Source organism: Bradyrhizobium sp. IC3123, assembly GCF_020193625.1.
In the GTDB taxonomy this organism is placed as follows: Bacteria; Pseudomonadota; Alphaproteobacteria; order Rhizobiales; family Xanthobacteraceae; genus Bradyrhizobium; species Bradyrhizobium yuanmingense.
This window is the reverse complement of record NZ_JADYVF010000007.1, coordinates 269,692-294,525: the sequence shown is the minus strand read 5'-3', so window position 1 is coordinate 294,525 and position 24,834 is coordinate 269,692. Positions and strand designations below refer to the sequence as shown.

The 24,834-nt window shown below is 65.5% G+C and carries 23 protein-coding genes; 15 read left to right on the top strand and 8 right to left on the bottom strand.

All coding sequences use genetic code 11. The annotated features are described in order from the left end of the window. Positions 1 to 48: 48 nt before the first annotated feature. Positions 49 to 2,223: a catalase/peroxidase HPI gene (gene katG / locus I6F20_RS24005; RefSeq protein ID WP_036009010.1), complete on the bottom strand. Its 2,175-nt coding sequence runs from the start codon at positions 2,221 to 2,223 to the stop codon at positions 49 to 51. A 114-nt stretch (positions 2,224 to 2,337) separates the two neighbouring features. Between katG and I6F20_RS24000 the strand changes: the two genes are divergently transcribed. The 4 genes from I6F20_RS24000 to I6F20_RS23985 are packed head-to-tail and all read left to right on the top strand — an operon-like array spanning position 2,338 to position 5,259. Beyond that, positions 2,338 to 3,264 (top strand): hydrogen peroxide-inducible genes activator, encoded by a 927-nt coding sequence (locus I6F20_RS24000; protein ID WP_036009013.1) that lies wholly within the window; start codon positions 2,338 to 2,340, stop codon positions 3,262 to 3,264. A gap of 7 nt (positions 3,265 to 3,271) precedes the next feature. After that, positions 3,272 to 3,739, top strand: a complete 468-nt coding sequence (locus I6F20_RS23995) for a GNAT family N-acetyltransferase (RefSeq protein ID WP_225128068.1) — start codon at positions 3,272 to 3,274, stop codon at positions 3,737 to 3,739. Between the two features lie 47 nt (positions 3,740 to 3,786). Continuing rightward, positions 3,787 to 4,650: a hypothetical protein gene (locus I6F20_RS23990; RefSeq protein WP_225128067.1), complete on the top strand. Its 864-nt coding sequence runs from the start codon at positions 3,787 to 3,789 to the stop codon at positions 4,648 to 4,650. A gap of 12 nt (positions 4,651 to 4,662) precedes the next feature. Further along, a complete protein-coding gene (locus I6F20_RS23985) occupies positions 4,663 to 5,259 on the top strand; it encodes a glutathione S-transferase family protein (protein WP_225128066.1) in 597 nt (198 codons plus the stop codon). Between the two features lie 130 nt (positions 5,260 to 5,389). Here the strand turns inward: I6F20_RS23985 and fabI are convergent, their stop codons facing one another. From fabI to fabA, 3 genes are all read right to left on the bottom strand, one after another. Further along, entirely contained in the window at positions 5,390 to 6,190 is an 801-nt protein-coding gene (gene fabI, locus I6F20_RS23980) for an enoyl-ACP reductase FabI (RefSeq protein ID WP_225128065.1), read from the bottom strand. A gap of 136 nt (positions 6,191 to 6,326) precedes the next feature. Beyond that, positions 6,327 to 7,550, bottom strand: coding sequence for a beta-ketoacyl-ACP synthase I (gene fabB, locus I6F20_RS23975; protein ID WP_036024480.1), 1,224 nt, complete (start codon positions 7,548 to 7,550; stop codon positions 6,327 to 6,329). 39 nt (positions 7,551 to 7,589) lie between these two features. Continuing rightward, a complete protein-coding gene (fabA, locus tag I6F20_RS23970; RefSeq protein ID WP_036009034.1) occupies positions 7,590 to 8,111 on the bottom strand; it encodes a bifunctional 3-hydroxydecanoyl-ACP dehydratase/trans-2-decenoyl-ACP isomerase in 522 nt (173 codons plus the stop codon). Between the two features lie 348 nt (positions 8,112 to 8,459). Between fabA and irrA the strand changes: the two genes are divergently transcribed. Beyond that, on the top strand, positions 8,460 to 8,948 hold the full coding sequence (irrA, locus tag I6F20_RS23965; protein ID WP_036009037.1) for an iron response transcriptional regulator IrrA: 489 nt from the start codon (positions 8,460 to 8,462) through the stop codon (positions 8,946 to 8,948). A gap of 182 nt (positions 8,949 to 9,130) precedes the next feature. Here irrA and I6F20_RS23960 read toward each other — a convergent pair whose 3' ends face one another. Continuing rightward, on the bottom strand, positions 9,131 to 9,661 hold the full coding sequence (locus I6F20_RS23960) for an SH3 domain-containing protein (RefSeq protein WP_036009040.1): 531 nt from the start codon (positions 9,659 to 9,661) through the stop codon (positions 9,131 to 9,133). Positions 9,662 to 9,983: 322 nt separating this feature from the next. On the opposite strand from I6F20_RS23960, the gene I6F20_RS23955 reads away from it, so the two are divergent. Next, positions 9,984 to 10,985 (top strand): 2-hydroxyacid dehydrogenase, encoded by a 1,002-nt coding sequence (locus I6F20_RS23955; RefSeq protein ID WP_036009043.1) that lies wholly within the window; start codon positions 9,984 to 9,986, stop codon positions 10,983 to 10,985. 54 nt (positions 10,986 to 11,039) lie between these two features. Here I6F20_RS23955 and I6F20_RS23950 read toward each other — a convergent pair whose 3' ends face one another. Together I6F20_RS23950 and I6F20_RS23945 are read right to left on the bottom strand one after the other, a co-directional pair. Next, positions 11,040 to 11,348, bottom strand: coding sequence for a hypothetical protein (locus I6F20_RS23950; protein WP_225113795.1), 309 nt, complete (start codon positions 11,346 to 11,348; stop codon positions 11,040 to 11,042). Between the two features lie 25 nt (positions 11,349 to 11,373). After that, the gene (locus tag I6F20_RS23945; RefSeq protein ID WP_225128064.1) at positions 11,374 to 12,177 is read right to left on the bottom strand and encodes a HesA/MoeB/ThiF family protein; all 804 of its coding nucleotides are present in this window, start codon (positions 12,175 to 12,177) and stop codon (positions 11,374 to 11,376) included. Between the two features lie 106 nt (positions 12,178 to 12,283). Between I6F20_RS23945 and I6F20_RS23940 the strand changes: the two genes are divergently transcribed. Next, the gene (locus I6F20_RS23940) at positions 12,284 to 13,642 is read left to right on the top strand and encodes a serine protease (protein ID WP_225128063.1); all 1,359 of its coding nucleotides are present in this window, start codon (positions 12,284 to 12,286) and stop codon (positions 13,640 to 13,642) included. Positions 13,643 to 13,915: 273 nt separating this feature from the next. Next, the gene (locus I6F20_RS23935) at positions 13,916 to 14,659 is read left to right on the top strand and encodes a nucleotide-binding protein (protein WP_225128062.1); all 744 of its coding nucleotides are present in this window, start codon (positions 13,916 to 13,918) and stop codon (positions 14,657 to 14,659) included. A gap of 234 nt (positions 14,660 to 14,893) precedes the next feature. On the opposite strand, the gene mutM is transcribed toward I6F20_RS23935, so the two are convergent. After that, positions 14,894 to 15,775: a bifunctional DNA-formamidopyrimidine glycosylase/DNA-(apurinic or apyrimidinic site) lyase gene (mutM, locus tag I6F20_RS23930; RefSeq protein ID WP_225128061.1), complete on the bottom strand. Its 882-nt coding sequence runs from the start codon at positions 15,773 to 15,775 to the stop codon at positions 14,894 to 14,896. A gap of 81 nt (positions 15,776 to 15,856) precedes the next feature. Here mutM and ubiE point away from each other — a divergent pair, with 81 nt between their 5' ends. From ubiE to I6F20_RS23895, 7 genes are all read left to right on the top strand, one after another. Further along, positions 15,857 to 16,618: a bifunctional demethylmenaquinone methyltransferase/2-methoxy-6-polyprenyl-1,4-benzoquinol methylase UbiE gene (ubiE, locus tag I6F20_RS23925; protein WP_036009053.1), complete on the top strand. Its 762-nt coding sequence runs from the start codon at positions 15,857 to 15,859 to the stop codon at positions 16,616 to 16,618. After that, a complete protein-coding gene (gene ubiB, locus I6F20_RS23920; protein WP_225113801.1) occupies positions 16,615 to 18,189 on the top strand; it encodes a 2-polyprenylphenol 6-hydroxylase in 1,575 nt (524 codons plus the stop codon). The genes ubiE and ubiB overlap by 4 nt, the downstream gene beginning before the upstream one ends. Positions 18,190 to 18,245: 56 nt before the next feature. After that, positions 18,246 to 19,688, top strand: a complete 1,443-nt coding sequence (gene coaBC / locus I6F20_RS23915; protein WP_225128059.1) for a bifunctional phosphopantothenoylcysteine decarboxylase/phosphopantothenate--cysteine ligase CoaBC — start codon at positions 18,246 to 18,248, stop codon at positions 19,686 to 19,688. Further along, entirely contained in the window at positions 19,685 to 20,143 is a 459-nt protein-coding gene (dut, locus tag I6F20_RS23910) for a dUTP diphosphatase (RefSeq protein ID WP_225128057.1), read from the top strand. Before coaBC ends, dut begins: the two co-directional genes overlap by 4 nt. 205 nt (positions 20,144 to 20,348) lie before the next feature. Further along, positions 20,349 to 22,853 (top strand): sensor histidine kinase, encoded by a 2,505-nt coding sequence (locus I6F20_RS23905; RefSeq protein ID WP_225128055.1) that lies wholly within the window; start codon positions 20,349 to 20,351, stop codon positions 22,851 to 22,853. Further along, the gene (gene tsaE, locus I6F20_RS23900) at positions 22,850 to 24,367 is read left to right on the top strand and encodes a tRNA (adenosine(37)-N6)-threonylcarbamoyltransferase complex ATPase subunit type 1 TsaE (protein WP_225128053.1); all 1,518 of its coding nucleotides are present in this window, start codon (positions 22,850 to 22,852) and stop codon (positions 24,365 to 24,367) included. The genes I6F20_RS23905 and tsaE overlap by 4 nt, the downstream gene beginning before the upstream one ends. 87 nt (positions 24,368 to 24,454) lie before the next feature. Further along, complete coding sequence (locus I6F20_RS23895; protein ID WP_036024457.1) at positions 24,455 to 24,772, top strand: PilZ domain-containing protein; 318 nt, start codon at positions 24,455 to 24,457, stop codon at positions 24,770 to 24,772. Positions 24,773 to 24,834: the final 62 nt, after the last annotated feature.

Genomic DNA, 24,834 nt, shown 5'->3' with positions numbered 1-24,834 from the left:
TGAAAAAAGGGCGGCCTCTCGGCCGCCCTTTTGTTTGCGGGCCCCCGATCAGGATCGCGCCGCGATGTCGTAGCGGTCGAGGTTCATCACCTTGGTCCAGGCTTTCGCAAAGTCCTTCACGAACTTCTCCTTGGAGTCCGAGGTGGCATAGACCTCGGCGAAGGCGCGAAGCTGCGAGTGCGAGCCGAAGATCAGATCGACGCGCGTTGCGGTCCACTTGACGGTGTTGGTCTTGCGGTCGCGGCCTTCGTAGACGCCGTCCGCACCGGGCGGTGCCCACTGCGTGCTCATGTCGAGCAGGTTGACGAAATAGTCGTTGCTTAGCGTTCCCACCTTCGAGGTGAAGACGCCGTGCTTCAACCCGCCGGCATTGGCGCCGAGCACACGCAGGCCACCGACCAGCACCGTCATCTCCGGACCGGTCAGCCGCAGCAGCTGGGCGCGGTCGACGAGGGCCTCTTCGGGCTGCATGAACTGATGCCGCTTGCCGATGTAGTTGCGGAAGCCATCGGCTCGCGGCTCCAGCGGGGCGAAGGAGGCCGCATCGGTCTGCTCCTGCGAAGCATCCATGCGGCCCGGCGTGAAGCCGACCTTGACGTCGACGCCGGCATCCTTGGCAGCCTTCTCGACGGCGGCGGTGCCGCCGAGCACGATCAGGTCGGCGAGCGAGACCTTCTTGGCGCCGGATGAGGCGTTGAAGTCCTTCTGGATCGCTTCGAGCTTGCCGAGCACCTTGGCGAGCTGAGCCGGCTCGTTGACCTCCCAGTCCTTCTGCGGAGCAAGGCGGATGCGCGCACCGTTGGCGCCGCCGCGCTTGTCCGAGCCGCGGAACGTCGAGGCCGAGGCCCAGGCCGTCGAGACCAACTCCGGCACCGTCAGGCCCGAGGCCAGGATCTTCGACTTGAGGGCCGCGATGTCCTGCTCACTGACCAGCTCGTGGTTCACGGCGGGGATCGGATCCTGCCAGATCAGCGTCTCCTTCGGCACCAGCGGGCCGAGATAGCGCTGGATCGGACCCATGTCGCGATGGGTGAGCTTGAACCAGGCACGGGCGAAGGCGTCCGCGAACTGATCCGGGTTCTCCAGGAAGCGACGCGAGATCTTCTCATATGCGGGATCGAAGCGCAGCGAGAGGTCGGTCGTCAGCATGGTCGGCCGATGCTTCTTCGACGGATCGAACGCGTCCGGAATGATCGCTTCGGCGTTCTTGGCGGTCCATTGCTGAGCGCCGGCCGGGCTCTTCGTCAGCTCCCATTCGAAGTTGAAGAGATTTTCGAAGAAGTTGTTGCTCCACTTCGTCGGCGTCTTCGTCCAGGTCACTTCCAGACCGCTGGTGATGGAGTCGGCGGAGTGGCCCGCCCCATGCTTGCTCTTCCAGCCGAGGCCCTGGTCTTCAAGCGCACCGGCTTCCGGTTCTGGACCGACCAGCGAGGGATCGCCGGCGCCATGGGTCTTGCCGAAGCTGTGGCCGCCAGCGATCAGCGCGACGGTCTCCTCGTCGTTCATCGCCATGCGGGCGAAGGTCTCGCGGATGTCCTTGGCCGCGGCGACCGGATCCGGCTTGCCGTTCGGGCCTTCCGGATTGACGTAGATGAGGCCCATCTGCACCGCGCCGAGCGGCTCGGCGAGCTGGCGCTCGCCGCTGTAGCGCTCATCACCGAGCCAGGTGCCTTCCGGCCCCCAATAGAGCTCTTCCGGCTCCCAGACGTCGACGCGACCGCCGGCGAAACCAAAGGTCTTGAAGCCCATCGATTCGAGCGCGACGTTGCCGGCGAGCACCATCAGGTCGGCCCAGGAAATCTTCTGGCCGTATTTCTGCTTGATCGGCCAGAGCAGACGGCGCGCCTTGTCGAGATTGGCGTTGTCGGGCCAGCTGTTGAGCGGGGCGAAACGCTGCTGACCGGCGCCGGCGCCGCCGCGGCCGTCGGTGGTGCGATAGGTGCCGGCGCTGTGCCAGGCCATGCGGATCATGAGGCCGCCATAGTGGCCGAAGTCGGCCGGCCACCATTCCTGAGAATCCGTCATCAACGCGGTCAGGTCCTTGATGACCGCGTTCAGGTCGAGCGACTTGAACTCCTTGGCGTAATCGAAGTCCTTGTCCATCGGATCGGACTTGTCGGAATTCTTGTGCAGCACCTCGATGTTGAGCTGCGTCGGCCACCAATCGCGGTTTGAGCGCGTGGGTTTTCCGCCCGAAAACGGGCACTTCGAAGTGTCGTCCATGAATACCTCCTCTGGCGGCGTCGAACTCGCGCCCTTGGCCAGGTAGAACCACTCTAAGCGTCGCGTCCTATCAGGGGAAGTTGACTTTAGTGATCGCTGCGATAGGATTTTCTGATGATCAATCTGACGCTGCGCCAGCTCCGGTATTTCGATGCGCTGGCGCGCCACGGCCATTTCGGCCGTGCCGCCGAGGCCTGCTCGATCTCGCAGCCGGCGCTGTCGATGCAGATCAAGGAACTGGAGGAGACGCTCGGCGGCCTGTTGCTGGAGCGCAGCGCGCGCCAGGTCGCGCTGACCCGGTTCGGCGAGGAGCTGGCGCAACGGGTCCGCGACATCCTGCGCTCGGTCGACGAGCTCGGCGATTTCGCGCGCGCTTCGCAGGACCGCTTCGCCGGCCGCCTGCGCATCGGCATGATCCCGACCATCGCGCCCTATTTGCTGCCCAAGATCACCAAGAACCTCACGCGCATGCACCCGGAGCTCGACATCCGCGTGCGCGAGACCATGACGCCGCGGCTGATCCAGGAGCTGGTGGAGGGCCGGCTCGACACCGCCATCGTGGCGCTGCCGGTGTCGGAGCCCTCGCTCACCGAGGTCGCGCTGTTCGAGGAGAAGTTTCTGCTGGTGCGGCCGGGCGCCGATGAAGGCACGCCGGTGCCGTCGCGCGAGATGATGCGCGAGATGCGGCTTCTGCTGCTCGAGGAAGGGCACTGTTTCCGCGACCAGGCGCTCTCCTTCTGCAACATGCAGGCCGCGCCGCCGCGCGAGATGCTCGATGCGAACTCGCTATCGACGCTGGTGCAGATGGTCAGCGCCGGCATCGGCGTCACGTTGATCCCGGAGATGGCGGTGCCGGTGGAGACGCGCTCCGCCTCGGTCTCGCTGGCGCGCTTCCGCGACCCCGAGCCGTCGCGAACCATCGGCATGGTCTGGCGCAAGACCAGCCCGCTGTCGCGGCAGCTGCTGCAGATCTCCGAGGTGGTGTGCCTGTCCGCGGGCAAGGTGCGCGCGCGGCAATCCCTGCGCGGCCAGAAGGCTTGACTGGCTCATGTCGCATCCGGTCATCCGCCTCGCCCGCTCCGACGAATACGATGAGATCGGCCGCGTCTGGATGGAGAGCTGGGTCTCGACCGGGCTCGGCGAAGCCAGCGACTTCCTGCTGGCCAATTTGCGTGCGCGCATCAAGCGCGAGATCGAGAACGGCTGGAGCCTGTTCGTCGCCGACGATCGCGGCACGATCGGAGCGATGCTCGCGCTGCATTTGCCGAAGCTCTATCTCGACATGCTGTTCGTCGCGCCCGCCTATCAGGGCCGATCGCTCGGCCGGAAATTGCTCGCCTTCACGCGCACGCAAATGCCCGACGAGATGTATCTGCGCTGCGTCCGCGAGAACGAAAAGGCCTGGCGCTGGTACGAGCGCGAGGGCTTTGTGCTCGAGAAGGAAGAGATCGAGCCGTCGAACGGGTTCGTGATGAAGTGTTATCGGTGGAAGCGGCAACGGCCAGGCGGCGGGTAGGACGAGCGGGTCTTCACCTTGCGGTTGTCATCGGCGCGCACTAGTAGATGTCTCTCGTCGATGAGAATATCCTGGAAGCCGCAACCCGCATCAGCCGTCCCATGTTTCGCATCTGCTTGACTACGATCTTTCTGTTAGGGCTCATCGCCGGCGCGGCGGCCCAATCCGCTCCATCGCCGGCTCGGCCAGCCAAGAGCACCACGCCCAAAGCCGCCCCGAGCTCCAAACAGGCTGCCGCTGCGGATGCAGGACCGTGCGGGATTGGTCTCATTTCCGTCGTCGGCAACCGGTTCGGTGTTCAGCAGGTTGGCTTCACCATGTTTGGCAACGAGTACGTGCCCGTCGCGATCGATGGCTGGGGACTTGATGACATCGTCATGTCGCGGGTTCGCGCGGCCGCGGCCGGCAAATCTGTCAAGCGCCTCGCTTATTCACCGAGCGCCTGGACGCAGGCCGGCGGATCCGGATCGCCGATGCTGAGACGAAACCAGGAGCGGCAGGAATTCGTTCAGCAGAGCGCGGCAGGCACCAAATGTCAGCTCTATGTCCTGGTCGAGAGATTTCAGAACGGCTTCAGCAACACGAATCAATCGGTCGAAGGATTTGGCATCGTGAAGTGGGGCAATCCCATCAAGCGACGCACTTTCCTGTTCGCGCTGACCTATATCACCGTGTACGGCGGACAGTCGTTCGAGGTCGTCAAGAAAGGCGCGGCGTCAACGGATGCCGAACCCATGATATCACGCTTGATCGGGATCAACCCGATCAGCGGCCCCAACAAGGAATTGGATGAGACGGCCTTTCCGGCGTCTGCCAACGAGGTGGCGGGCAACCAAGCGCTGCGCGATGGTGTCCGCACGCTGCTGACGACGAGTCTCGACAAAACGCTACCTCAGCTGCTCCAGCAATAAAGGTTCGCCGCCATGATCAAACTCTATTGGTCGCCCCGCTCGCGCTCGTTCACGACGCTCTGGCTGATGGAAGAGAGCGGCCTGCCCTATGAGCGCGTGCTGACCGACATCTCGACAGGCGCGCAGAAAGCGCCGGACTATCTGAAGATCAATCCGATGGGCAAGGTGCCGGCGCTGACCGACGGCGATGCCGCGCTCGCCGAAGCCGCGGCGATCTGCGCCTACATCGCCGACCGCTATCCCGAAACCAAGCTCGCGCCAGCCCTGACCGATCCGCGCCGGGCGCGCTACCTGCAATGGCTGTTCTTCTCGCCGGGCTGCATCGAGCCCGCCATTATCCAGATCTTCACCAAGATCGAGATCCCGACCTCGACCGCGGCGTGGGGCAGCGCGACGCAGGTGTTCGACGTGCTGGAGGCCGCGCTCGAGAAGGGCCCGTGGATTCTCGGCGGGGAATTTTCCGCAGCCGACGTCGTCATCGGCTCCGGCCTGAATTTCGCGGTGCGCCTGTTCAAGATGGTGCCGTCGCGCCCCGCGTTCGACGCCTACCTCGCGCGCTGCACGGCGCGGCCGGCGTTCCAGCGCGCGGAGAAGATCGCGGCGGGTTAAGCAAGCTCTCGTAGGGTAGGCAAAGCGAAGTAGCTGCAGTAGCCCGGATGGAGCGCAGCGCAATCCGGGGCAATCGCATCCGCGGATGAGCCCGTCCCGGATTTCGCTGCGCTCCATCCAGGCTACGAAGCTATTCCGATGACTTCAGATCATCCGGCCGCGGCATCAGGATGACGTTGTAGCCGGAATCCACATAATGGACTTCGCCGGTCACCCCGCCGGAGAGATCCGACAACAGATATAGCGCCGAGCCGCCGAGGTCGTCGAGCGTGACGCCGCGGCGCAGCGGCGAATGCTTCTGCATGAAGGCGAACATCGCCCGCGCCTCGCCGATGCCGGAGCCGGCGAGCGTGCGGATGGGGCCGGCGGAGATCGCGTTGACGCGGATGCCGCGCGGTCCGAAATCGGCGGCGAGATAGCGCACGGAGGCCTCCAGCGCCGCCTTGGCCACGCCCATCACGTTGTAGTTCGGCATCGCGCGCTCTGAGGCGCCGAAGGTCAGCGTGATCATGCTGCCCCCCTCCGTCATCAGCTCGGCGGCGCGTTTTGCGACCTCCGTGAACGAGAAGCAGGAGATCACCATGGTGCGCGAGAAATTCTCGCGGCTGGTGTCGGCATAGCGGCCCTTCAGCTCGTTCTTGTCGGCAAAGCCGATCGCGTGGATCACGAAGTCGAGCTTGCCCCACTTTTCGCGGAGCACCGCGAAGGTGGCATCGACGCTGGCGATGTCCTCGACGTCGCAAGGCAGCACCAGATCGACGCCGAGCTGCTCCGCCAGCGGCTTGACGCGCTTGCCGAGCGCCTCGCCCTGGAAGGTGAAGGCAAGCTCGGCGCCATGGGCATGAAGCGTCCGCGCCATGCCCCAGGCGATGGAATGATCATTGGCGATGCCCATGATCAGACCGCGCTTGCCTTTCATCAAAGCTTCCATTGCCGCCATCGCTCCTATTTTCGACGTCATCGCCCGCGCAGGCGGGCGATCCAGTATTCCAGAGACCGTCGTGATAAATAGAGAAGCCGCGGCGTACTGGATGCCCCGCCTTCGCGGGGCATGACAAAGTCAGAGATCACGCATCCAGCCGGCTGAACACCAGCGTGGCGTTGGTGCCGCCGAAGCCGAAGGAGTTCGACAGCACGGTGCCGATCTTGGCGTTGTCGATGCGCTTGCGCACGATCGGCATGTCGGCGAACACGGGGTCGAGCTCCTGGATGTGCGCGCTCTCGCAGATGAAGCCGTTGTTCATCATCAGCAGCGAATAGATCGCTTCCTGCACGCCGGTGGCGCCGAGCGAATGGCCGGTCAGCGCCTTGGTCGCCGAGATCGGCGGGCACTTCTCGCCGACGCCGAATACTTTGCGGATCGCCTCTATCTCCGGCGGATCGCCGGCCGGCGTCGAGGTCGCGTGCGGGTTGATGTAGTCGACCTTGGTCTTCACCGTCGACATCGCCATGCGCATGCAGCGCTCGGCGCCTTCGCCCGACGGCGCCACCATGTCGTGGCCATCAGAGGTCGCGCCATAACCGACCACCTCGCCATAGATGCGTGCGCCGCGCGCCTTGGCATGCTCGAGCTCTTCCAGCACCAACACGCCGGCGCCGCCGGCGATGACGAAGCCGTCGCGATTGAGATCGTAGGGACGCGAGGCCGTGGCCGGCGTGTCGTTGTACTTCGAGGACATCGCGCCCATGGCGTCGAACAGCACCGACAGTGACCAGTCCAGCTCCTCGCAGCCGCCGGCGAAGATGACGTCCTGCTTGCCGATCTGGATGGTCTCATAGGCATTGCCGACGCAATGGTTCGAGGTCGCGCAGGCCGATGAGATCGAATAGTTCACGCCCTTGATCTTGAACCAGGTCGCGAGCGTCGCGGACGCCGTGGAGGACATCGCCTTCGGCACCGCAAACGGGCCGACGCGCTTCGGTCCCTTGGAGCGGGTGATGTCGGCGGCTTCGACGATGGTGCGCGCCGAGGGGCCGCCGGAGCCCATGATGATGCCGGTACGGATGTTGGAGACCTCGTCGGGCGACAGGCCGGAATCCTGGATCGCCTGCTCCATCGCGATGTGATTCCACGCCGCGCCCTGGCCGAGGAAGCGCATCGCGCGGCGGTCGACCACCGTCGACGGATCGAGCGACGGCTCGCCTTGCACCTGCGAACGGAAGCCGAGCTCGGCATATTTCTCAGCCCGCGAAATGCCCGACTTCGCCTCGTGAAGGCTCGCAAGCACTTCCTGGGTGTTGTTTCCGATCGACGAGACGATGCCCATCCCGGTGACCACAACCCGCCTCATGACAGCCTCGCCTCAATCGTTGTCTTCTTAGTGATGCGCTCAGCCCAGGCTCGTGCCCTGCTTGAACAGGCCGACCTTCAGATCCTTGGCGCGATAGATAATCTGGTCATCGACCGAAAGCCACCCGTCGGCGATGCCGAGCACGAGCTTCGAACGCATCACGCGCTTGATATCGACGTTGTACACAACCTTGCGGGCGTCGGTCAGCACCTGGCCGCCGAACTTCAGCTCGCTCAGGCCAAGCGCCCGGCCGCGGCCTTCCCCCCCGCTCCAGCCGAGGTAGAAGCCGACCATCTGCCACAGCGCATCGAGTCCGAGGCAGCCGGGCATGACCGGATCGTTCTTGAAATGGCAGCCGAAGAACCAGAGGTCGGGCTTCACGTCGAGCTCGGCGCGCACCAGACCCTTGCCGAACTCACCGCCATTGTCGTTGATGTCGGTGATGCGGTCGAACATCAGCATCGGCGGCAGCGGCAGCTGGGCGTTGCCTGGGCCGAACATCTCGCCGCGGGCACAGGCCAGCAGATCTTCATAGTCGTAACCGTTGCGCCTGTTCAGCATTCACGAGCCTCTGTTCAAATCCCGATTGAGCGGCGTTCCTGGCGAAAATGGGCCCGTCTCGATCGGACCGCCAATCGCCACCGCCGGCCGCGACTTGCGCAAGCTTCGCATGGATTGCCAACCGGGCCTCCATGCCCGGCTGCGCCAAAATCGGCTAAGCGGAACCGCGCGCTCTCTAACACAGGCCATTTCGGGTAGCAAAGCGCAGAGATGAAGGTAAAATGACGGGCTCCCCCAACCGGTTCCGAGCCTAATTAGAACGTCTCTAGTTGCGAGAAACTTGCATCTGCATCTTTCTCTTCTTATGTTACAGGGAGATATTGTTCACGCGTGCCCGAAATCTTGGAAATGAACGAGAATACCGCGTCCCAACACGACGACGACCATGCCGCGGCCCTCCTGTCCGGCCGCCAGCCGGCCCTGACCGGGTGTCCCTGGCACGACGTCAACGAAATGCTGCAGTCCGCGGGGTTGCGGCCGACGCGCCAGCGCATGGCGCTGGGCTGGCTGCTGTTCGGCAAGGGCGCACGCCACCTCACGGCTGAAATGCTCTACGAGGAAGCCACCCTCGCCAAGGTCCCGGTGTCGCTGGCGACCGTCTACAACACGCTGAACCAGCTCACCGATGCCGGCCTGCTGCGCCAGGTCAGCGTCGACGGCACCAAGACCTATTTCGACACCAACGTCACCACCCACCACCACTATTATCTCGAGAACAGCCACGAGCTGGTCGACATCGAGGATCCGCATCTGGCGCTGTCCAAGATGCCGGAGGTGCCCGAGGGCTACGAGATCTCCCGCATCGACATGGTCGTGCGCCTGCGCAAGAAGCGCTGAGCTAATCCTGCATCACTGATTTGGTCGTCATGGCCGGGCATAGCCGTCCAAAGGGACGGCGTCGCTTGCGCTCGCCTATGTCCCGGCCATGCACGTTTTGGGACTAGTCAGAAGAGCGTGGATGCCCGGGACAAGCCCGGGCATGACGTTGGGGCGGCAGATTGCTCCGCCGCCCGACGGCGTCAGTTGACCTGCTCGTCCGAATAGACGCCCCAGAGGCGCTCCTGCTGGATCCAGCCGTCGAATCCATTACCGATGACGCGGCACCAGCCTGCGGCGCATTTCTTGACCTGGGTGACGACGCCGGCCTGGAGCTTGGCCGCAACCGCGCTGTCGGGATCGGGCCGGTCATAGATCGGAGCGAGATCGTCCTTGTGCTTCATGGTGACGACCGCGGTGCGGCGGCCCGACAGCAGGGAATGATAGACCCAGCCCTCGGCGCCTTCGGAATCGCGCACCCGGCGCCAGTTCTCGAACTCGGCGGTAATTTCGACCGGCAGGCCGGCGCGGGTGTAGACCCAGGCGACGTCATTGTCCTTGGTCGGGCCGGCGCGGACGTTCACGTGATCCGATTTGAGGCTGACATAGCGCGGCACCGGCAAGCCGCTGGTGGTCTGCGGGGTATTGTCCTTCGCCGCATGCGAGGGCCCGACCGAGGCGCTCAACCAAGTGCAAACGAGCGCCATCACCCAACAAAAACGCCCCAACGCCATCAACCCGTCTCCTTCGAAGACCCGGCACACCGGGCCCTCACCCCAAATTCCAAAACCCTGCCGCGCCTGCCCCTTCTCCCCGCCCCACGCGGGTTCCAAGCCTTGAGCCGTGGTTCTTGTCTTGGCCCGGCCTTCTGCTAGAGAGAACGGGCACTTGAGCAACCAATTGGCCCCGATTTTCCGGCCGGAAATGTCGGGTGAGCTTGGAGGAAACGCCGGGGACGGACACGGCAAGGGCAGTGTCGAACAACCGGGTTAATGAGGCCTCAACGACCGGCCTTTGGCGACAGAGGCGGCCTGCGATGTCTCATGAGAGCAGGACATGTCGGTGAAGAAAAAGCCCCTCGTCGTGGTGACGCGCAAGCTGCCGGATTCGATCGAGACGCGGATGCGCGAGCTGTTCGACGCGCGGATCAATCTCGACGACACGCCGATGTCGCCCGAGCAGATCGCGGAAGCCGCCCGCACCGCCGACGTGCTGGTTCCGACCGTGACCGATCACATCAGCGCCGAGGTCGTGAACCAGCCCGACTGCAAGCTCCGCCTGATCGCCAATTTCGGCAATGGCGTCGACAATATCGACGTCGCAGCCGCCCATGCCCGCGGCATCACCGTCACCAACACGCCGAAGGTGCTGACCGAAGACACCGCCGACATGACCATGGCGCTGATCCTCGCGGTGCCCAGGCGAATGATCGAAGGCGCCTCGATCCTGACCGAAGGCAAGCCCTGGGCCGGCTGGTCGCCGACCTGGATGCTCGGCCACCGCATCGGGGGCAAACGCCTCGGCATCATCGGCATGGGCCGCATCGGCCAGGCGGTGGCACGCCGCGCCCGCGCCTTCGGCCTGCAGATCCATTATCACAACCGCCGTCCCGTCGCCCCCGTGATCGCCGAGGAGCTGGGGGCGACCTATTGGGAAAGCCTCGACCAGATGCTGGCGCGGATGGACATCATCTCGGTGAACTGTCCGCACACGCCGGCGACCTATCACCTGCTCTCGGCGCGGCGGCTGAAGCTGATCCGAAAAGACGCCTATATCGTCAACACCGCGCGCGGCGAGGTCACCGACGAGGACACGCTGATCAAGCTGATCGAAGGCGGCGAGATCGGCGGCGCCGGCCTCGACGTCTACGAGCACGAGCCCGCGGTCAATCCGAAGCTGGTGCGGCTCGCCAGGGCCGGCAAGGTGACGCTGCTGCCGCATATGGGCTCGGCCACGATCGAAGGCCGCGTCGAGATGGGCGAGAAGGTGATCATCAACATCCGCACCTTCCTCGATGCCCACAAGCCGCCGGACCGCGTGCTCCCGAGCATGCTGTGAGGCTGTGCTCCGGCGGACGGATGGTTATCCTATGCGCCCCCGGGCAAATTGAACCTAGCTCGCGATTTCAAGACTGGCCGCCACGTCCTCACCTGTACGTGCAAGCCGACGTATCCGCGTCTCCTCGATGCGTAACGAAAGATCTCGGATCAGCTCCATAACGTCTGGTGCGAGGCCAGCCGTATTTACGATCTTGATGTTGTAAGGGGGCTTGAGTGCGTTCATTCCGCCCCCGAAGATTGAATCCAAAAAGGCAGCCACCATGTCGCCATGCCACTCCGGTGCCCCTATTGCTGCCTTGAGACCTGATCGAAAATCCTGAGCTGTTTTCCAACTACTGGCGTCGAGTTCTACTGTTCGCATAGTGCTCTCAGTGCCGTCCGGCGTCCTACTCGCGGTGGATGCTCAAGTCATCGAACACAGGCCCGTCGCCGTTGAGCGGATTGGCGGGATCGCGTGAATAGCGCAGCGTCTCGAAGCGCATCGCGCGCGCATCGATCATCAGGAGGCGGCCGACAAGGCCGTCGCCGAAGCCGACGATCTCGCGGATCGCCTCCAGCGCCATCATCGAGCCGAGCACGCCCGCCAATGCGCCCATGACGCCGGCTTCCGCACAGGCCGGCACGGTGCCTGGCGGCGGCGCTTCCGGAAACAGGCAGCGGTAGGTCGGGTTGAACTCGCCCTGCTCGCCCGTCTCATGCGCGCGGATGGTGGTCAGCGAGCCGTCGAAGGTGCCGAGCGCCGCTGATATCAGCGGCCGCTTGGCGAAGAAGCAGGCGTCGGAAACGAGATAGCGCGTCGAGAAATTGTCGGAGCCGTCGAGCACGAGGTCGTAATCGCCGATCAGGCTGAGCGCGTTATCCGCGTTGAGCCAGGTGGCGTGACCGATGAAGCGGACATGTGGGTTGAGCGCCGCGATCCGCTCGGCGGCACTCTCGACCTTGTGCCGGCCGATATCGGGCGTCGTATGGATCACCTGGCGCTGCAGGTTGGACAGCGACACCACGTCGTCGTCGACCACGCCGAGCGTGCCAACGCCGGCGGCGGCCAGATACATCAGCGCGGGCGCGCCGAGCCCGCCGGCGCCGATCACCAGCACCGAGGCGCGTTTCAGCGCCGCCTGGCCGGGGCCGCCGACGTCGCGCAACACGATGTGGCGGGCATAGCGTTCGAGTTCGTCCGGGCTAAGCACCTTCTCTTACTCCTGAACCGCACCGTCATTGTTCGCGACCAACGAGATGTGCTTCAATCGCATGCTTTTCAATGTTTTGGCGTTCAACGGGCTGGCTGGATTTGTCATGAGATCGATGCTTGCGGCAACACTGATGTTGGCGGCTGCCACGGGCGCGCACGCCCAGATGACGACGCCCCAAGTGCCAGGCGCCACCCCGAAGACGGTCCAGACCGTTCCGGTCAAGCCCCCTGCGATGCAGACGCCGTCCGCGACGGCCGATGCCATGGCCAAAGCCGAGCGGCTGGCCCTGCAGTCCGACCTCGCCTGGGTCGGACAATATAACGGCGCCATCACCGGCGACGTCAGCGAGCGCATGGTCAACGCCATCAAGGAGTACCAGAAGGCCAAGGGCGGCAAGCCGACCGGTGTGCTCAATCCGCAGGAGCGCACCGCGCTCACTGAGGCGGCACGCAAGAAGCAGGAGAGCGTCGGCTGGAAGATCGTGACGGAGCCGACCAGCGGCGCCCGGCTCGGCATTCCCGGCAAGCTGGTGCCGCAGCAGGCAAGCGACGCCAACGGCTCGAAATGGACCTCGCCGACAGGGACGGTGCAGGTGGTTCTCAGCCGCCGCAAGGAAGTGAGCCCGACCTCGGCCAAGCTCGCCGATCTCGAGAAGGAGCCGTCCGGCCGCAAGGTCGATTACACCGTGGTGAAGCCGGATTTCTTCGTGCTGTCGGGCTTGCAGGGCCAGAAGAAGTTCTACGTCCGCGGCACCTTCAAGGGTGACGAGGTCCGCACCATGACGATCCTCTACGACCAGGCGACAGAGAATACGGTCGAGCCGGTCGTGATCGCGATGTCGAGCGCGTTCAACGCGTTTCCGTCGGGACCGCTGGCCGGGCCGCCGCCGCGCAAGACCGTTGAATACGGCACCGGCATCGTCGTCAGCGAGGACGGCGCGATCGTCACCGACCGCCTCGTCACCGACGGCTGCCTTGCGATCACGATCGCCGGCCATGGCAGCGCCGACCGCCTCGCCGAGGACAAGGAGCACGATCTCGCGCTGCTGCGCATCTACGGCGCGCGCGGGCTGAAACCGCTCGGCCTCGCCAGCGGGGCCGCGAAGACCAATGTCGATGTCGTCGGCATCGCCGATCCGCAAAGCCAGGGCGGCGCCGCCGCCGTGTCGAACCTCAAGGCCGCGTTGACGCCGGCGATGAGCAGCAATTCCGCGCTCTCGCCGCCGCCGGCGGTCGGCTTCTCCGGCAGCCCAGCCGTCGACGGCGACGGCAAGTTCGCCGGCATCGCGCTGCTGAAGCCGGCGGTGGTCGCGGGACCCGCGACGTCGGTGCCGGCATCACAGGCGATGATGGTCTCTGCCGAGGCGGTGCGCGGGTTTCTCAAGGCGAAGGGCGTCAGCCCGAATGGCACGTCGACCGACGCCAAAGCCGCCGTCGTGCGCGTGATCTGCGTGCGCAAGTAGGTCTCGTGCCCCTGGACGCGTTGCAGCGCTTGCGCTGCCGCGCAGAGCCGGGGCACGGCCGTGCGGGCCACCTTACGTACGATTACGGAGCCGGTAATGGTACGGATTCGCTGGCATTCGCGATTCCGCCATCATCGTTGCCGTTGATTCGGACCTCCGCGATCCCCTTTGGATCGGGCCGGCACGTCCTGAGCGAGAAGCGCTCAGCATCCAGAAGCGATGCACGTTCGCGTGGCGTATCCCTGACCCAGCACTCCAAAGGATTGACCTTCAATGCACACGATCGTACTGGCCACCCAAAAGGGCGGCAGCGGCAAGAGCACGCTCGCCATCGGCCTCGCCTTGGCCGCCAAGCAGGCCGGCTTCACCGTCCGCCTGATCGAGACCGACCCGCAGGGCACCCTCTCCAACTGGCAGCGCCGCCGCTTGACCGACGATCTCGTCGTCGAGCCGATCTATCACGCCGCCGATATCGCGCCGCGTCTCAAGATGCTCGCCGACAGCGGCCTCCAGCTCGCGATCGTCGATACCGCCGCCGGCCTCAGCGCCGCCACCACCGCCGCGATCCGCCATTCCGACCTCTGCCTGATCCCGGCCCGTCCCAGCGTCGCCGACATCGAGGCGACCGTCTCGACGCTCAGCGTCGCCCGCGCCTGGAAGCGGCCTTACAGCTTCGTGCTCAACCAGACGCCGATCCGCGGACAGCGCATCGACAACGCCGCGACCGCGCTCGCCGAGGAAGCCGCGCTCGATCTTGCCGAGGTGCTCGCGCGTCCGCTGATCGTGATGCGCAACGATCACCAGGACGCGCTTGCGAGCGGCCTTGCCGTGAGTGAATTCGCGCCGAACGGCAAATCGGCGGACGAGATTCGCGGCCTCTGGCGCTGGATCGAGACCCGGCTCGAGCTCGAAGCCACCACCAATGTCCTGATCGACCAGGTCATCTCGGCTGCGCACGGCATGCTGCAGATCGCTGCGGAACAGGCGGCGGACGAGACCACGGCACTGGCGTCCTGAGCGGGGCGATCGCTCGGACGACAGTCGGGCTCTTCGCCATCCGGTGAACGGGCCCAAGCGACGAAGCAGTTCGGCCACCAGCCCGGCCGGATTGCTTCGCCTCGTGCGTTGTAGCGAGGGCTCCCGTAGCCTGGATGAAGCGAAGCGCAATCCAGGAAGGTCTCTCCGCGGAGAGGCCGGCCCCGGATTACGCTGCGCTCCATCCGGGCTACGACGCTGCGGCAATCCCGACGGTCACTTTTGACATTTCGGGCACCAGAAGGTCGAACGACCGTTCTGCACGAACCGCTTGATCGTGCCGCCGCAGCGCGGCGTCGTGCATTTTTCGCCTTCGCGGTCATAGACCCTGAACGAATGCTGGAAATAGCCGAGCTCGCCCGAGGTCTGGCGATGGTCGCGCAAGCTGGAGCCGCCGGCCTTGATGGCATCGTTCAGCACGGTGTGGATCGCGCCGACCAAGCGCTGCGCATGATCCGTCGGCTCGCCCTTCCTGGTGGATAGCGTCGCAGCAATGCGCCGCGGCGACAGATGCGAGCGGTGCAGCGCCTCGCAGACATAGATGTTGCCGAGCCCGGCCACCACGCGCTGGTCGAGCAGCGCGGCCTTCAGGCTCGTGGTCTTGCCTTGGCAGGAGCGCGCCAGCATCGCGGCGTCGAATTCGTTGCCGAGCGGCTCGGGGCCGAGCCCGCGCAGCAGCGGCTCGTCTTCGAGCGCGCCACGCGCAATCACTTTCATGTATCCGAAGCGGCGCGGATCGTTGAAGACGATGTCGGCGCCCGAGGACATCCGAAACAGCACGTGGTCGTGGGCGGAATCCTTGGCCTTCGGATAGTGAAACTCGCCGGGCTGAGCCTCGTTGTCCGGCTTGATGACGCGGAACGAGCCCGACATGCCCAGATGCATCAAGAGCACGTCGCCGGAGGCGAGATCGGCCATGAGATATTTTGCACGGCGCCCGAGGCCCGTGACGACCTGCCCCTTGAGCCGGGCCACGAAGTCGGGCTGGAACGGAAAGCGCAAATCTGGCCGGCGGGCCTCCGCGTCGAGGATTTTCGCGCCCTCCATCACGGGCTGAAGACCGCGGCGGACGGTCTCGACTTCGGGCAATTCAGGCATGGTCGGGCATTCACCTTATGAAGGCGGTGTGATAGCGCCATTGCGGCGGGCGGGCTATGGTCCGCCGAGTGGAGTAGAGTAATGGATCGGCCGGGCGAAACCACGCATTTTGGCTTCAGGGACGTTCCCCTCGGGGACAAGCAGACGCTGGTGAACGATGTGTTTCGCAGCGTGGCGTCGCGCTATGACCTGATGAACGATTTGATGTCCGGTGGCCTGCACCGGGTCTGGAAGGACATCATGATCACCGCGCTGGATCCGCCGAGGGGCGACCGGCCGTTCGCGCTGCTTGACGTCGCCGGCGGCACCGGCGACATCTCGTTCCGTGCCGCCAAGGCCGCCGGCCCCGGCTTCCACGCCACGGTGTGCGACATCAATGCGGACATGCTGGCCGTGGGGCGCGAACGCGCCGCCAAGCGTCATCTGGACACCCAGGTCGATTTCGTCGAAGGCAATGCCGAATCGCTCGGCTTCGCCGACCGCAGCTTCGATGCCTATACGATCGCTTTCGGCATCCGCAACGTGCCCCGGATCGACCTTGCGCTGCGCGAGGCCTATCGCGTGCTGAGACCCGGCAGCCGCTTCCTGTGCCTGGAATTCTCCACTGTCGAGATGCCCGGCCTCGACAAGCTCTATGATCTGTTCTCGTTCAAGGTGATCCCCCCGCTCGGGCGCATGGTCACGGGCGACGCCGAATCGTACCAGTATCTCGTCGAGTCCATCCGCAAATTTCCGAAGCCCGCCGCCTTCGCCGACATGATCCGCGAGGCCGGCTTTGCCCGCGTCAGCTGGCAGACACTCTCCGGCGGCATCGTCGCATTGCATTCGGGCTGGCGTTTGTGATCTCTGCCGTCACCCACATTGCGCGCCTGATCCGCGCCGCGTTCGTGTTTGCGCACGAAGGCGTGTTCGGCGCGGTCGATCCGAGCCTGGTGCCGCCGCCGGGACAGCTCGCGCTGAAGCTGGCGCGCATCATCGAGCGCCGTGGCGCCAAGCAGGGACCGCGGATCTCGCGCGCGCTGACGCGGATGGGCCCGGCCTATCTCAAGCTCGGCCAGTTCCTGGCCACGCGCCCCGACGTGGTCGGCGTCATCATGGCGCGCGACCTCGAAAGCCTGCAGGACCGCCTGCCGCCGTTTCCGCAGCAGGAAGCCGAGGCCACGATCGCGACCTCGCTGGAACGGCCGCTGACGGACATCTTTGTGAGCTTCGGCCCGCCGGTCGCGGCGGCCTCGATCGCGCAAGTGCATCGCGGCGAGGTGGTGCGCGACGGCATCCGCAAGTCCGTCGCGATCAAGGTGCTGAGACCCAACGTCGCCGCGCGCTTCCGCCGCGATCTCTCCGATTTCTTCTACGTCGCGCACAAGGCTGAGGCCTATTCGGCCGAGGCACGGCGCCTGCGCCTGATCGAGGTCATCAACACCATGTCGCGCTCGGTCGCGATGGAGATGGACCTACGGTTAGAGGCTGCCGCGCTGTCGGAGATGGCGGAGAACACGCGCGACGATCCCGATTTCCGCGTGCCCGCCGTCGACTGGGACCGCACCACGCACAACGTGCTGACGATGGAATGGATCGACGGCATCGCACTGAACGATCACAAGCGCCTCGCCGAGGCGCGGGTCGACCTGCCCGATCTCGGCCGCAAGGTGATCCAGAGCTTCCTGCGCCACGCGCTGCGCGACGGCTTCTTCCATGCCGACATGCATCCGGGCAATCTGTTCCTGGATGACGCCGGCCGCCTCGTGGCGGTCGATTTCGGCATCATGGGCCGGCTCGGCATGAAGGAGCGGCGCTTCCTCGCCGAGATCCTGCTCGGCTTCATCACCCGCGATTATCGCCGCGTGGCCGAAGTGCATTTCGAGGCCGGCTATGTGCCCGCGCATCATTCGGTCGAGAATTTTGCCCAAGCCATCCGCGCCATCGGCGAGCCGATCCACAACCGCACGGCGGAAGAGATCTCGATGGCGCGGCTGCTCACGCTGCTGCTCGAGGTCACCGGCCTGTTCGACATGACGACGCGGCCCGAGCTGATCCTGCTGCAGAAGACCATGGTGGTGGTCGAGGGCGTGGCGCGCGGCTTCGATCCCAAGCTCGACATCTGGCGGATCGCCGATCCCGTGGTGCGCGAATGGATCGAGCGCAACCTCGGACCCATCGGCCGCATCGAGGGCGCGCTCGCCGGTACCGGGGACATCGCGCGGGTCTTGATGCGCCTGCCTGAGATCGCCGAGCGGTCGGTGAAGGTGCTCGAGCAGCTCGAGACCATGACGCGGGAGGGCATCAGGCTTTCGCCGGAGAGCATCGCGGCGATGGGACGCAGCGAGGGCCGCAAGAACCGCTGGCGCACCGTGGCGCTCTGGATCATCGCCGCGACCTTCATCGGGATTCTGATCGCCGTCCGGAATCTGTGATTGCATTGCAATCACTGGAGTGATAGCATCGCTATCATTCCGTGCCGGAGGGCGTCATGGCAAGCCTGACCATCCGCAAGCTCGACGACGCCGTCAAAACCTATTTGCGGCTGCGCTCGGCCAAGAACCACAGGTCGGTCGAAGAGGAGGTCCGGGTCATCCTGCGGGAGCTGATCGAGGGCCGCGAGGAGCCGCTGACGCCGTTTGCGGTGCCCTCCGCCGCCCCGACGCCGCAGCGAGGCGGCGCCGTTCCCGAGGCCAGCGTCACCCTGATCATCGGCGGCGGGATCGCGGCCTATAAGTCGCTCGACCTGATCCGCAGGCTGAAGGAGCGCCGTATCGAGGTCCGCTGCGTGCTGACCAAGGCGGCGCAGCAATTCGTGACGCCGCTGGCCGCGAGCGCCCTGTCGCATGAGCGCGTCTATACCGACCTGTTCGACCCGCAGAGCGAGTTCGATGCCGGCCATATTCGCCTCGCGCGCGACTGCGACCTGATCGTGGTGGCGCCGGCCACGGCCGACCTGATGGCGAAGATGGCGAACGGTCATGCCGATGATCTCGCCAGCGCCATCCTGCTCGCGACCAACCGCAAGGTGCTGCTGGCGCCGGCGATGAATCCGCTGATGTGGAGCAACGCGGCGACGCGCCGCAACGTCGCGCAGCTCCAGCGCGACGGCGTTGTGCTGATCGGCCCGAACGCGGGCGAGATGGCCGAGGCCGGCGAAGCCGGAACGGGCCGCATGTCGGAAGCCATCGAGATCGCCAATGCCGCCGAGCGCCTGCTGCGGCCGCCGACGCCGAAGCCGCTCGCGGGCACGCGCGTGCTGATCACCGCCGGTCCCACCCATGAGGCGATCGACCCGGTGCGCTATATCGCTAACCGTTCCTCCGGCAAGCAGGGCTTTGCCATTGCCGCCGCTGCACAGGCCGCGGGCGCCGAGGTTACTCTGGTGAGCGGTCCGGTCGACCTCGACGATCCCCCGGGCGTGACGGTGAAGCATGTCGAATCGGCGCGGCAGATGCTGGAGCAGGTCAAGGCCGCGCTTCCCACCGACGTCGCGATCTTCGCCGCCGCAGTCGCCGACTGGCGCGTCGCCAATGAAGGCGAGCAGAAGCTGAAGAAAACCGCGGCCGGCATGCCGCCGCTGCAATTGGTCGAGAACCCCGACATTCTCGCCACCATCTCCAAGCTCGCCGACAAGCGCCCGAGGCTCGTGATCGGCTTTGCCGCCGAGACCGAGCACCTCATCGACAACGCCAAGGCAAAATTCGCGCGCAAGGGCTGCGACTGGATCGTCGCCAACGACGTCTCGCCCGCCACCGGCGTGATGGGCGGCGACCGCAACACGGTCCACCTGCTCAGCCGCAAGACCGGTGCGCCGGACGGCGAGATTGCAGTTGATTCCTGGCCGGCGATGACCAAGGAACAGGTCGCCATCGAACTGGTCGCGCATATCGCGAAGAGCGTGACCGGCAAATCCCTGGAGTCCGCATCTTGAGCACGAAGGTTACCGTCGAGCTGCAACGCCTCACCCACGCTGAGGGCCTGCCGCTGCCGGCCTATCAGACCAGCGAAGCCGCCGGCCTCGATCTGATGGCCGCGGTGCCGGACAACGAGCCCATGACGCTCGCACCAAGCCAATACGCGTTGGTGCCGACGGGCCTTGCCATCGCCTTGCCGCCCGGACACGAGGCGCAGGTGCGGCCGCGTTCGGGGCTGGCGGCCAAGCACGGCGTCACCGTGCTGAATTCGCCGGGCACGATCGATGCGGACTACCGCGGCGAGATCAAGGTGATCCTGATCAACCACGGCACCGCGCCTTTCGTGATCAAGCGCGGCGAGCGCATCGCCCAGATGGTGATCGCGCCGGTGCTGCAGGCCGCGCTGGTTCCCGTCGCCAGATTGTCGTCGACCGACCGCGGCGCCGGCGGTTTTGGTTCGACCGGGCGCTAACCCAAGACAACTCCAGCCGAATCATCCTCAGAATCACGCTCCTTGGAACCGCGCGGCCCGCATTTTTTGGGGGCCGCCTTTGCGTTCACGATCTGGACTCTTACCGGCGGAGTCGCGGTGAGGGTATTGTCTTTTGATTCGCGCGCGACGGGGGTCGCCGCGCGCAGATTCGTGCGGTCTTGAATTTCCGCGTCTTGGGGCAACTATGTCAGGCGTGATCGTGTCGATGCGTCGGACGCTGTTGTCGTGCACATCGCTGGCGCGCAACGGCTTGGTGGGAGGCGCTCTCGCAGCGCTGCTGCCGGCTGCGCCGGCCAAGGCCGCCGACCTCATCGACACCCTCGCCCTCGTGATGGATCTCAACCGGCAGGAACTCGCGGTGCTCGCCACCGCGCTGGCCCTGCTCGGCTTTTCGGTGATGGCCGCGATCCTGTTGATGCGGACGCGGGTGCGCACGGCGAAGAACGAGGCGCGGCTGCGCGCGCGGATCGGGGAACTTCAGCTCCAGGCCGACCGCTTCGGCGCACTGTTGTTCGCCGAGCCGCAGATCCTGATCTCATGGCCGGCGGGCGACAACCGCGCGCAGATTTCCGGCGATATCGCGCTGGTGCTGCCGCGCGATTCCTCGCCGCAGCGCGTGCTGGCGTTCGGAACCTGGCTGCCGCCGGAACCGGCGCTGCTGATGGACCATGCGGTCGATGCGCTGCGCGAGCGCGGCGACGGGTTCCAGCTGACGCTGACCACCGCGCACGGCCATATGCTGGAAGCGATCGGGCGCGCCATCGGCGGCCAGGCCATCGTCCGCATTCGCGAGCTCTCGGGCCTGCGCCGTGATCTGGCCGAAACCAATCTGCGCTACAAGGCGCTCTCCGACGAGACCGAGATGCTTCGCGGCTTTGCCGCGGCCGCACCGTGGCCGATCTGGGCGAAGGGCGAGAACGGCGCGCTGACCTACGCCAACCCGGCCTATGTGCGCGCCACCGAGGCGACCAGCGCCATCGATGCCCAGGAGCGCAAGCTCGAGCTGCTCGACAGTGACGACCGCAATGCGATGGAGCGGGGGCTCAAGGACGCCGCCAATTTCACCTCGCGGCTGCCGATCGTGATCGGCGGCGAACGGCGCATCTACGACGTGCGCGCCGTCAATGTCGGCAGCGGCAGCGTCGGCGTCGCCATCGATGCCAGCGAGGCGGATGCGCTGAGCTCGGCGCTGGTGCGCATGGCGGAGGCGCACCGCCGCACGCTCGACCAGCTCTCCTCCGGCGTTGCCGTGTTCGACGGCCAGCGGCGCCTTGCCTTCTACAACGATTCCTATCGCCGGCTGTGGGATCTCGATCGCAACTTCCTCGACGCCCATCCGGACGATTCCAGCGTGCTCGACCAGCTCCGCGCCGCGCGCAAATTGCCGGAGCAGCCGGATTTCCGCGCCTGGAAGGCCAAGCTGCACGAGGCCTATCGCGCGGTCGAGACGGCCAAGGACACCTGGTTCCTGCCTGACGGCCGCGCGCTCTCGGTCGTCACCACGCCGAATCCCGAGGGCGGCGTCACCTATCTGTTCGACGACGTCACCGAAAGCCTCGACCTCGCCCGCCGCTTCGACGGCCTGATCCGCGTCCAGCGCGAGACGCTGGACAGCCTCGCCGAAGGCGTCGCGGTGTTCGGCAGCAACGGCAAGGCGCAGCTGTTCAATCCGGCCTTCGTGCGGATGTGGAAGCTGTCGAGCGATGCCATGCGCGACGAGCCGCATATCCAGACCGTCGAAGGCTGGTGCCATCAGCTGTTCGACGATCCGCAAGTCTGGCGCCAGATCCGCGAGGCCATCACCGCGATCGAGAACCGCGCCGACCTGCCGCTGAAGCTGGAGCGCAAGGACGGCAGCGTGCTCGACGGCATGATCCGGCCGCTGCCGGACGGCGCCACCATGCTGACCTTCCAGGACATCACTGACACCGAGAATGTCGAGCGCGCGCTGCGCGAGCGCAACGAGGCGCTGGAGGCGGCCGACCAGATGAAGGTGGATTTCGTCCACCACGTCTCCTACGAGCTGCGCTCGCCGCTCACCACTATCATCGGCTTCGCGCATTTCCTCAGCGATCCCTCGACCGGACCGCTGACGCCGAAGCAGGCCGAATATCTCGACTACGTCACCAAATCGACCAACGCTCTGCTCGCGCTCACCAACAACATCCTGGATCTCGCCACCATCGACGCCGGCGCGATGAAGCTGGAACTCGGGCAGGTCGACGTCAGCAAGGCCATCGAGCTTGCCGCCGAGGGCATCCAGGACCGGCTCGCCACCGACCGCATCCGCCTCAAGGTCGAGATCGCGCCCGACGTCGGCAGCTTCGTCGGCGACGAGAAGCGCGTGGTGCAGGTGCTCTATAACCTCCTCGCCAACGCCGTCGGGTTTTCTCCACAGGATTCCACCGTCGGCATCAGCGCGCGGCGCACCGAACGCAGCGTGGTCTTCACCGTGACAGATTCGGGCCCTGGAATACCTGCCGACATGAAAGACAAGGTGTTCAACTGGTTCGAAAGCCGCTCGCAGGGCTCGCGTCACCGCGGCGCCGGGCTCGGCCTGTCGCTGGTGCGCTCCTTCGTCGAGCTGCATGGCGGCAAGGTGCGGGTGGATTCGATCGTCGGCCGGGGCACGGTCGTGATCTGCGATTTCCCGACCGACCAGGCGGCGCATCGCGACGCCGCCGAATGACTGATGCAACCACATTTTCCGTCGCGCTTCACAACGAGACGGCCACGGCGCAATTAATGGCCGACCTCGCGCTGCTGGTCGGTCCCGGTGACGTCATTACGCTGACCGGCGATCTCGGCGCCGGCAAGACCGCGGCGGCGCGCAGCCTGATCCGCTATCTCGCCGGAGACGATGCGCTGGAAGTGCCGAGCCCGACCTTCACGCTGGTGCAGGGCTACGAGCTGCCACCCTTCCCGGTGCTGCATGCCGATCTCTACCGTGTCGAGGACGAGAGCGAGCTCGAGGAGATCGGGCTGTCGCCGCTGCCCGATGCCACGCTGGTGCTGATCGAATGGCCGGAGCGCGCCCCGTCGGCGATGCCCGAGAACCGCATCGACATCGCGCTGACGCATCGGCCGGCGCTGGGCTCGAACGCGCGTGCCGCCGACATCACCGGCCACGGCAAGAGCGCAGCTATAGTTGCGCGGCTGAAGGCGCTGCGCGACTTCCTCGACGCATCCGGTTACATCGATGCGACGCGCAGGCGCATGCCGGGCGACGCCTCGACGCGCTCCTACGCGCGGCTCGTGCGCGATGAGGAGATCGTCATCCTCATGAACTTCCCGCAGCGGCCCGACGGCGCGGCGCTCTACAACGGCAAATCCTACAGCGCCGCGGTGCATCTGGCCGAGAACGTAAAACCCTTCGTCGCCATCGACGAAGGCCTCCGGGCGCAGGGGATCTCCGCGCCTGCGATCCATCATTTTGATCTCGACCAGGGCTTTCTGATCTCCGAGGATTTCGGCAGCGAGGGCGTGATCGAGGGCGATCCGCCGCGGCCGATTCTCGAGCGTTACGAAGCCGCCACCGACGTGCTGGCGATGCTGCACGGCAAGGCGCTGCCGGAGACGCTGCCGCTGGACGGGCAGACCTACGCGATCCCCGTCTTCGACGTCGAGGCGCTGCTGATCGAGATCGGGTTGATGCCGGAATGGTATTTGCCCGATCGCAACGCGCCGCTGAGCGATGAGACGCGCGCGGAATTTTTTGCGATGTGGCGCGAATTGCTGAAGAGACCGCTGGCGGCGCCGAGGACGTGGATCATCCGCGATTATCACTCGCCCAACCTGATCTGGCTCGGCAACCGCAGCGGCATCGAACGCGTCGGCGTGATCGATTTCCAGGATGCCGTGCTGGGGCCGCAATCCTACGACGTGGTGTCGCTGCTCCAGGACGCTCGCATCGACGTACCCGAGACTATCGAGCTGACGCTGCTGTCGCGCTACATCAAGGCGCGGCGGGCGCAGGACACGAGCTTCGACGCCGCCGGCTTCGCCGAGCTCTACGCGATCATGTCGGCGCAGCGGAACACGCGCCTGCTCGGCACCTTCGCCCGGCTCAACCGCCGCGATGGCAAGCCGCATTACCTGCGCCATCAGCCGCGGATCTGGACCTATCTCCAGCGCTCGCTGGCGCATCCCGCGCTCGCCCATCTGCGCGACTGGTATCTCGCCAACGTCCCGCCGCCGGGCTGATTCAGGACCGATTTACCGGCCGTTAGCCAAGATGTCGCTATTCTGGCGCCGAGGGAGCCGGAACATTGCGGGGCTGGAGCGGGGCAGATGGCAGCGAAAGCGGATCAGCGCGGAAATAGCCGGGTTATTTTCGAGCGCGGGTTTTCGGCACAGATGATGGGAATCGACGGCACCTGGCGGCGCGACTGCACCATGGAGGACGTCTCCGAGACCGGCGCCAAGCTGACCATCGACGGCTCGGTCGAAGGTCTGCATCTGAAGGAATTCTTTCTCCTGCTGTCCTCCACGGGGCTCGCCTACCGGCGTTGCGAGCTGGCCTGGGTCAATGGCGACCAGATCGGTGTCAATTTCCTGAAAGTGGGCGACAAGAAGAAAAAGCTACGTTCCACAGCCGTTGGGGCGTGACGGCAACACCCGTCGTACAACCGTCACGGCGGGTGGTTAAGGCGGTTGAGATGCGGTGCGGC

Bases quoted from the DNA above. Each gene is read 5' to 3' on its own strand.
- katG (WP_036009010.1), bottom strand. From the start codon at position 2,223: ATGGACGACACTTCGAAGTGCCCGTTTTCGGGCGGAAAACCCACGCGC.
- I6F20_RS24000 (WP_036009013.1), top strand. From the start codon at position 2,338: ATGATCAATCTGACGCTGCGCCAGCTCCGGTATTTCGATGCGCTGGCG.
- I6F20_RS23995 (WP_225128068.1), top strand. From the start codon at position 3,272: ATGTCGCATCCGGTCATCCGCCTCGCCCGCTCCGACGAATACGATGAG.
- I6F20_RS23990 (WP_225128067.1), top strand. From the start codon at position 3,787: ATGTCTCTCGTCGATGAGAATATCCTGGAAGCCGCAACCCGCATCAGC.
- I6F20_RS23985 (WP_225128066.1), top strand. From the start codon at position 4,663: ATGATCAAACTCTATTGGTCGCCCCGCTCGCGCTCGTTCACGACGCTC.
- fabI (WP_225128065.1), bottom strand. From the start codon at position 6,190: ATGGAAGCTTTGATGAAAGGCAAGCGCGGTCTGATCATGGGCATCGCC.
- fabB (WP_036024480.1), bottom strand. From the start codon at position 7,550: ATGAGGCGGGTTGTGGTCACCGGGATGGGCATCGTCTCGTCGATCGGA.
- fabA (WP_036009034.1), bottom strand. From the start codon at position 8,111: ATGCTGAACAGGCGCAACGGTTACGACTATGAAGATCTGCTGGCCTGT.
- irrA (WP_036009037.1), top strand. From the start codon at position 8,460: ATGAACGAGAATACCGCGTCCCAACACGACGACGACCATGCCGCGGCC.
- I6F20_RS23960 (WP_036009040.1), bottom strand. From the start codon at position 9,661: ATGGCGTTGGGGCGTTTTTGTTGGGTGATGGCGCTCGTTTGCACTTGG.
- I6F20_RS23955 (WP_036009043.1), top strand. From the start codon at position 9,984: ATGTCGGTGAAGAAAAAGCCCCTCGTCGTGGTGACGCGCAAGCTGCCG.
- I6F20_RS23950 (WP_225113795.1), bottom strand. From the start codon at position 11,348: ATGCGAACAGTAGAACTCGACGCCAGTAGTTGGAAAACAGCTCAGGAT.
- I6F20_RS23940 (WP_225128063.1), top strand. From the start codon at position 12,284: ATGAGATCGATGCTTGCGGCAACACTGATGTTGGCGGCTGCCACGGGC.
- I6F20_RS23935 (WP_225128062.1), top strand. From the start codon at position 13,916: ATGCACACGATCGTACTGGCCACCCAAAAGGGCGGCAGCGGCAAGAGC.
- mutM (WP_225128061.1), bottom strand. From the start codon at position 15,775: ATGCCTGAATTGCCCGAAGTCGAGACCGTCCGCCGCGGTCTTCAGCCC.
- ubiE (WP_036009053.1), top strand. From the start codon at position 15,857: ATGGATCGGCCGGGCGAAACCACGCATTTTGGCTTCAGGGACGTTCCC.
- coaBC (WP_225128059.1), top strand. From the start codon at position 18,246: ATGGCAAGCCTGACCATCCGCAAGCTCGACGACGCCGTCAAAACCTAT.
- I6F20_RS23905 (WP_225128055.1), top strand. From the start codon at position 20,349: ATGTCAGGCGTGATCGTGTCGATGCGTCGGACGCTGTTGTCGTGCACA.
- tsaE (WP_225128053.1), top strand. From the start codon at position 22,850: ATGACTGATGCAACCACATTTTCCGTCGCGCTTCACAACGAGACGGCC.
- I6F20_RS23895 (WP_036024457.1), top strand. From the start codon at position 24,455: ATGGCAGCGAAAGCGGATCAGCGCGGAAATAGCCGGGTTATTTTCGAG.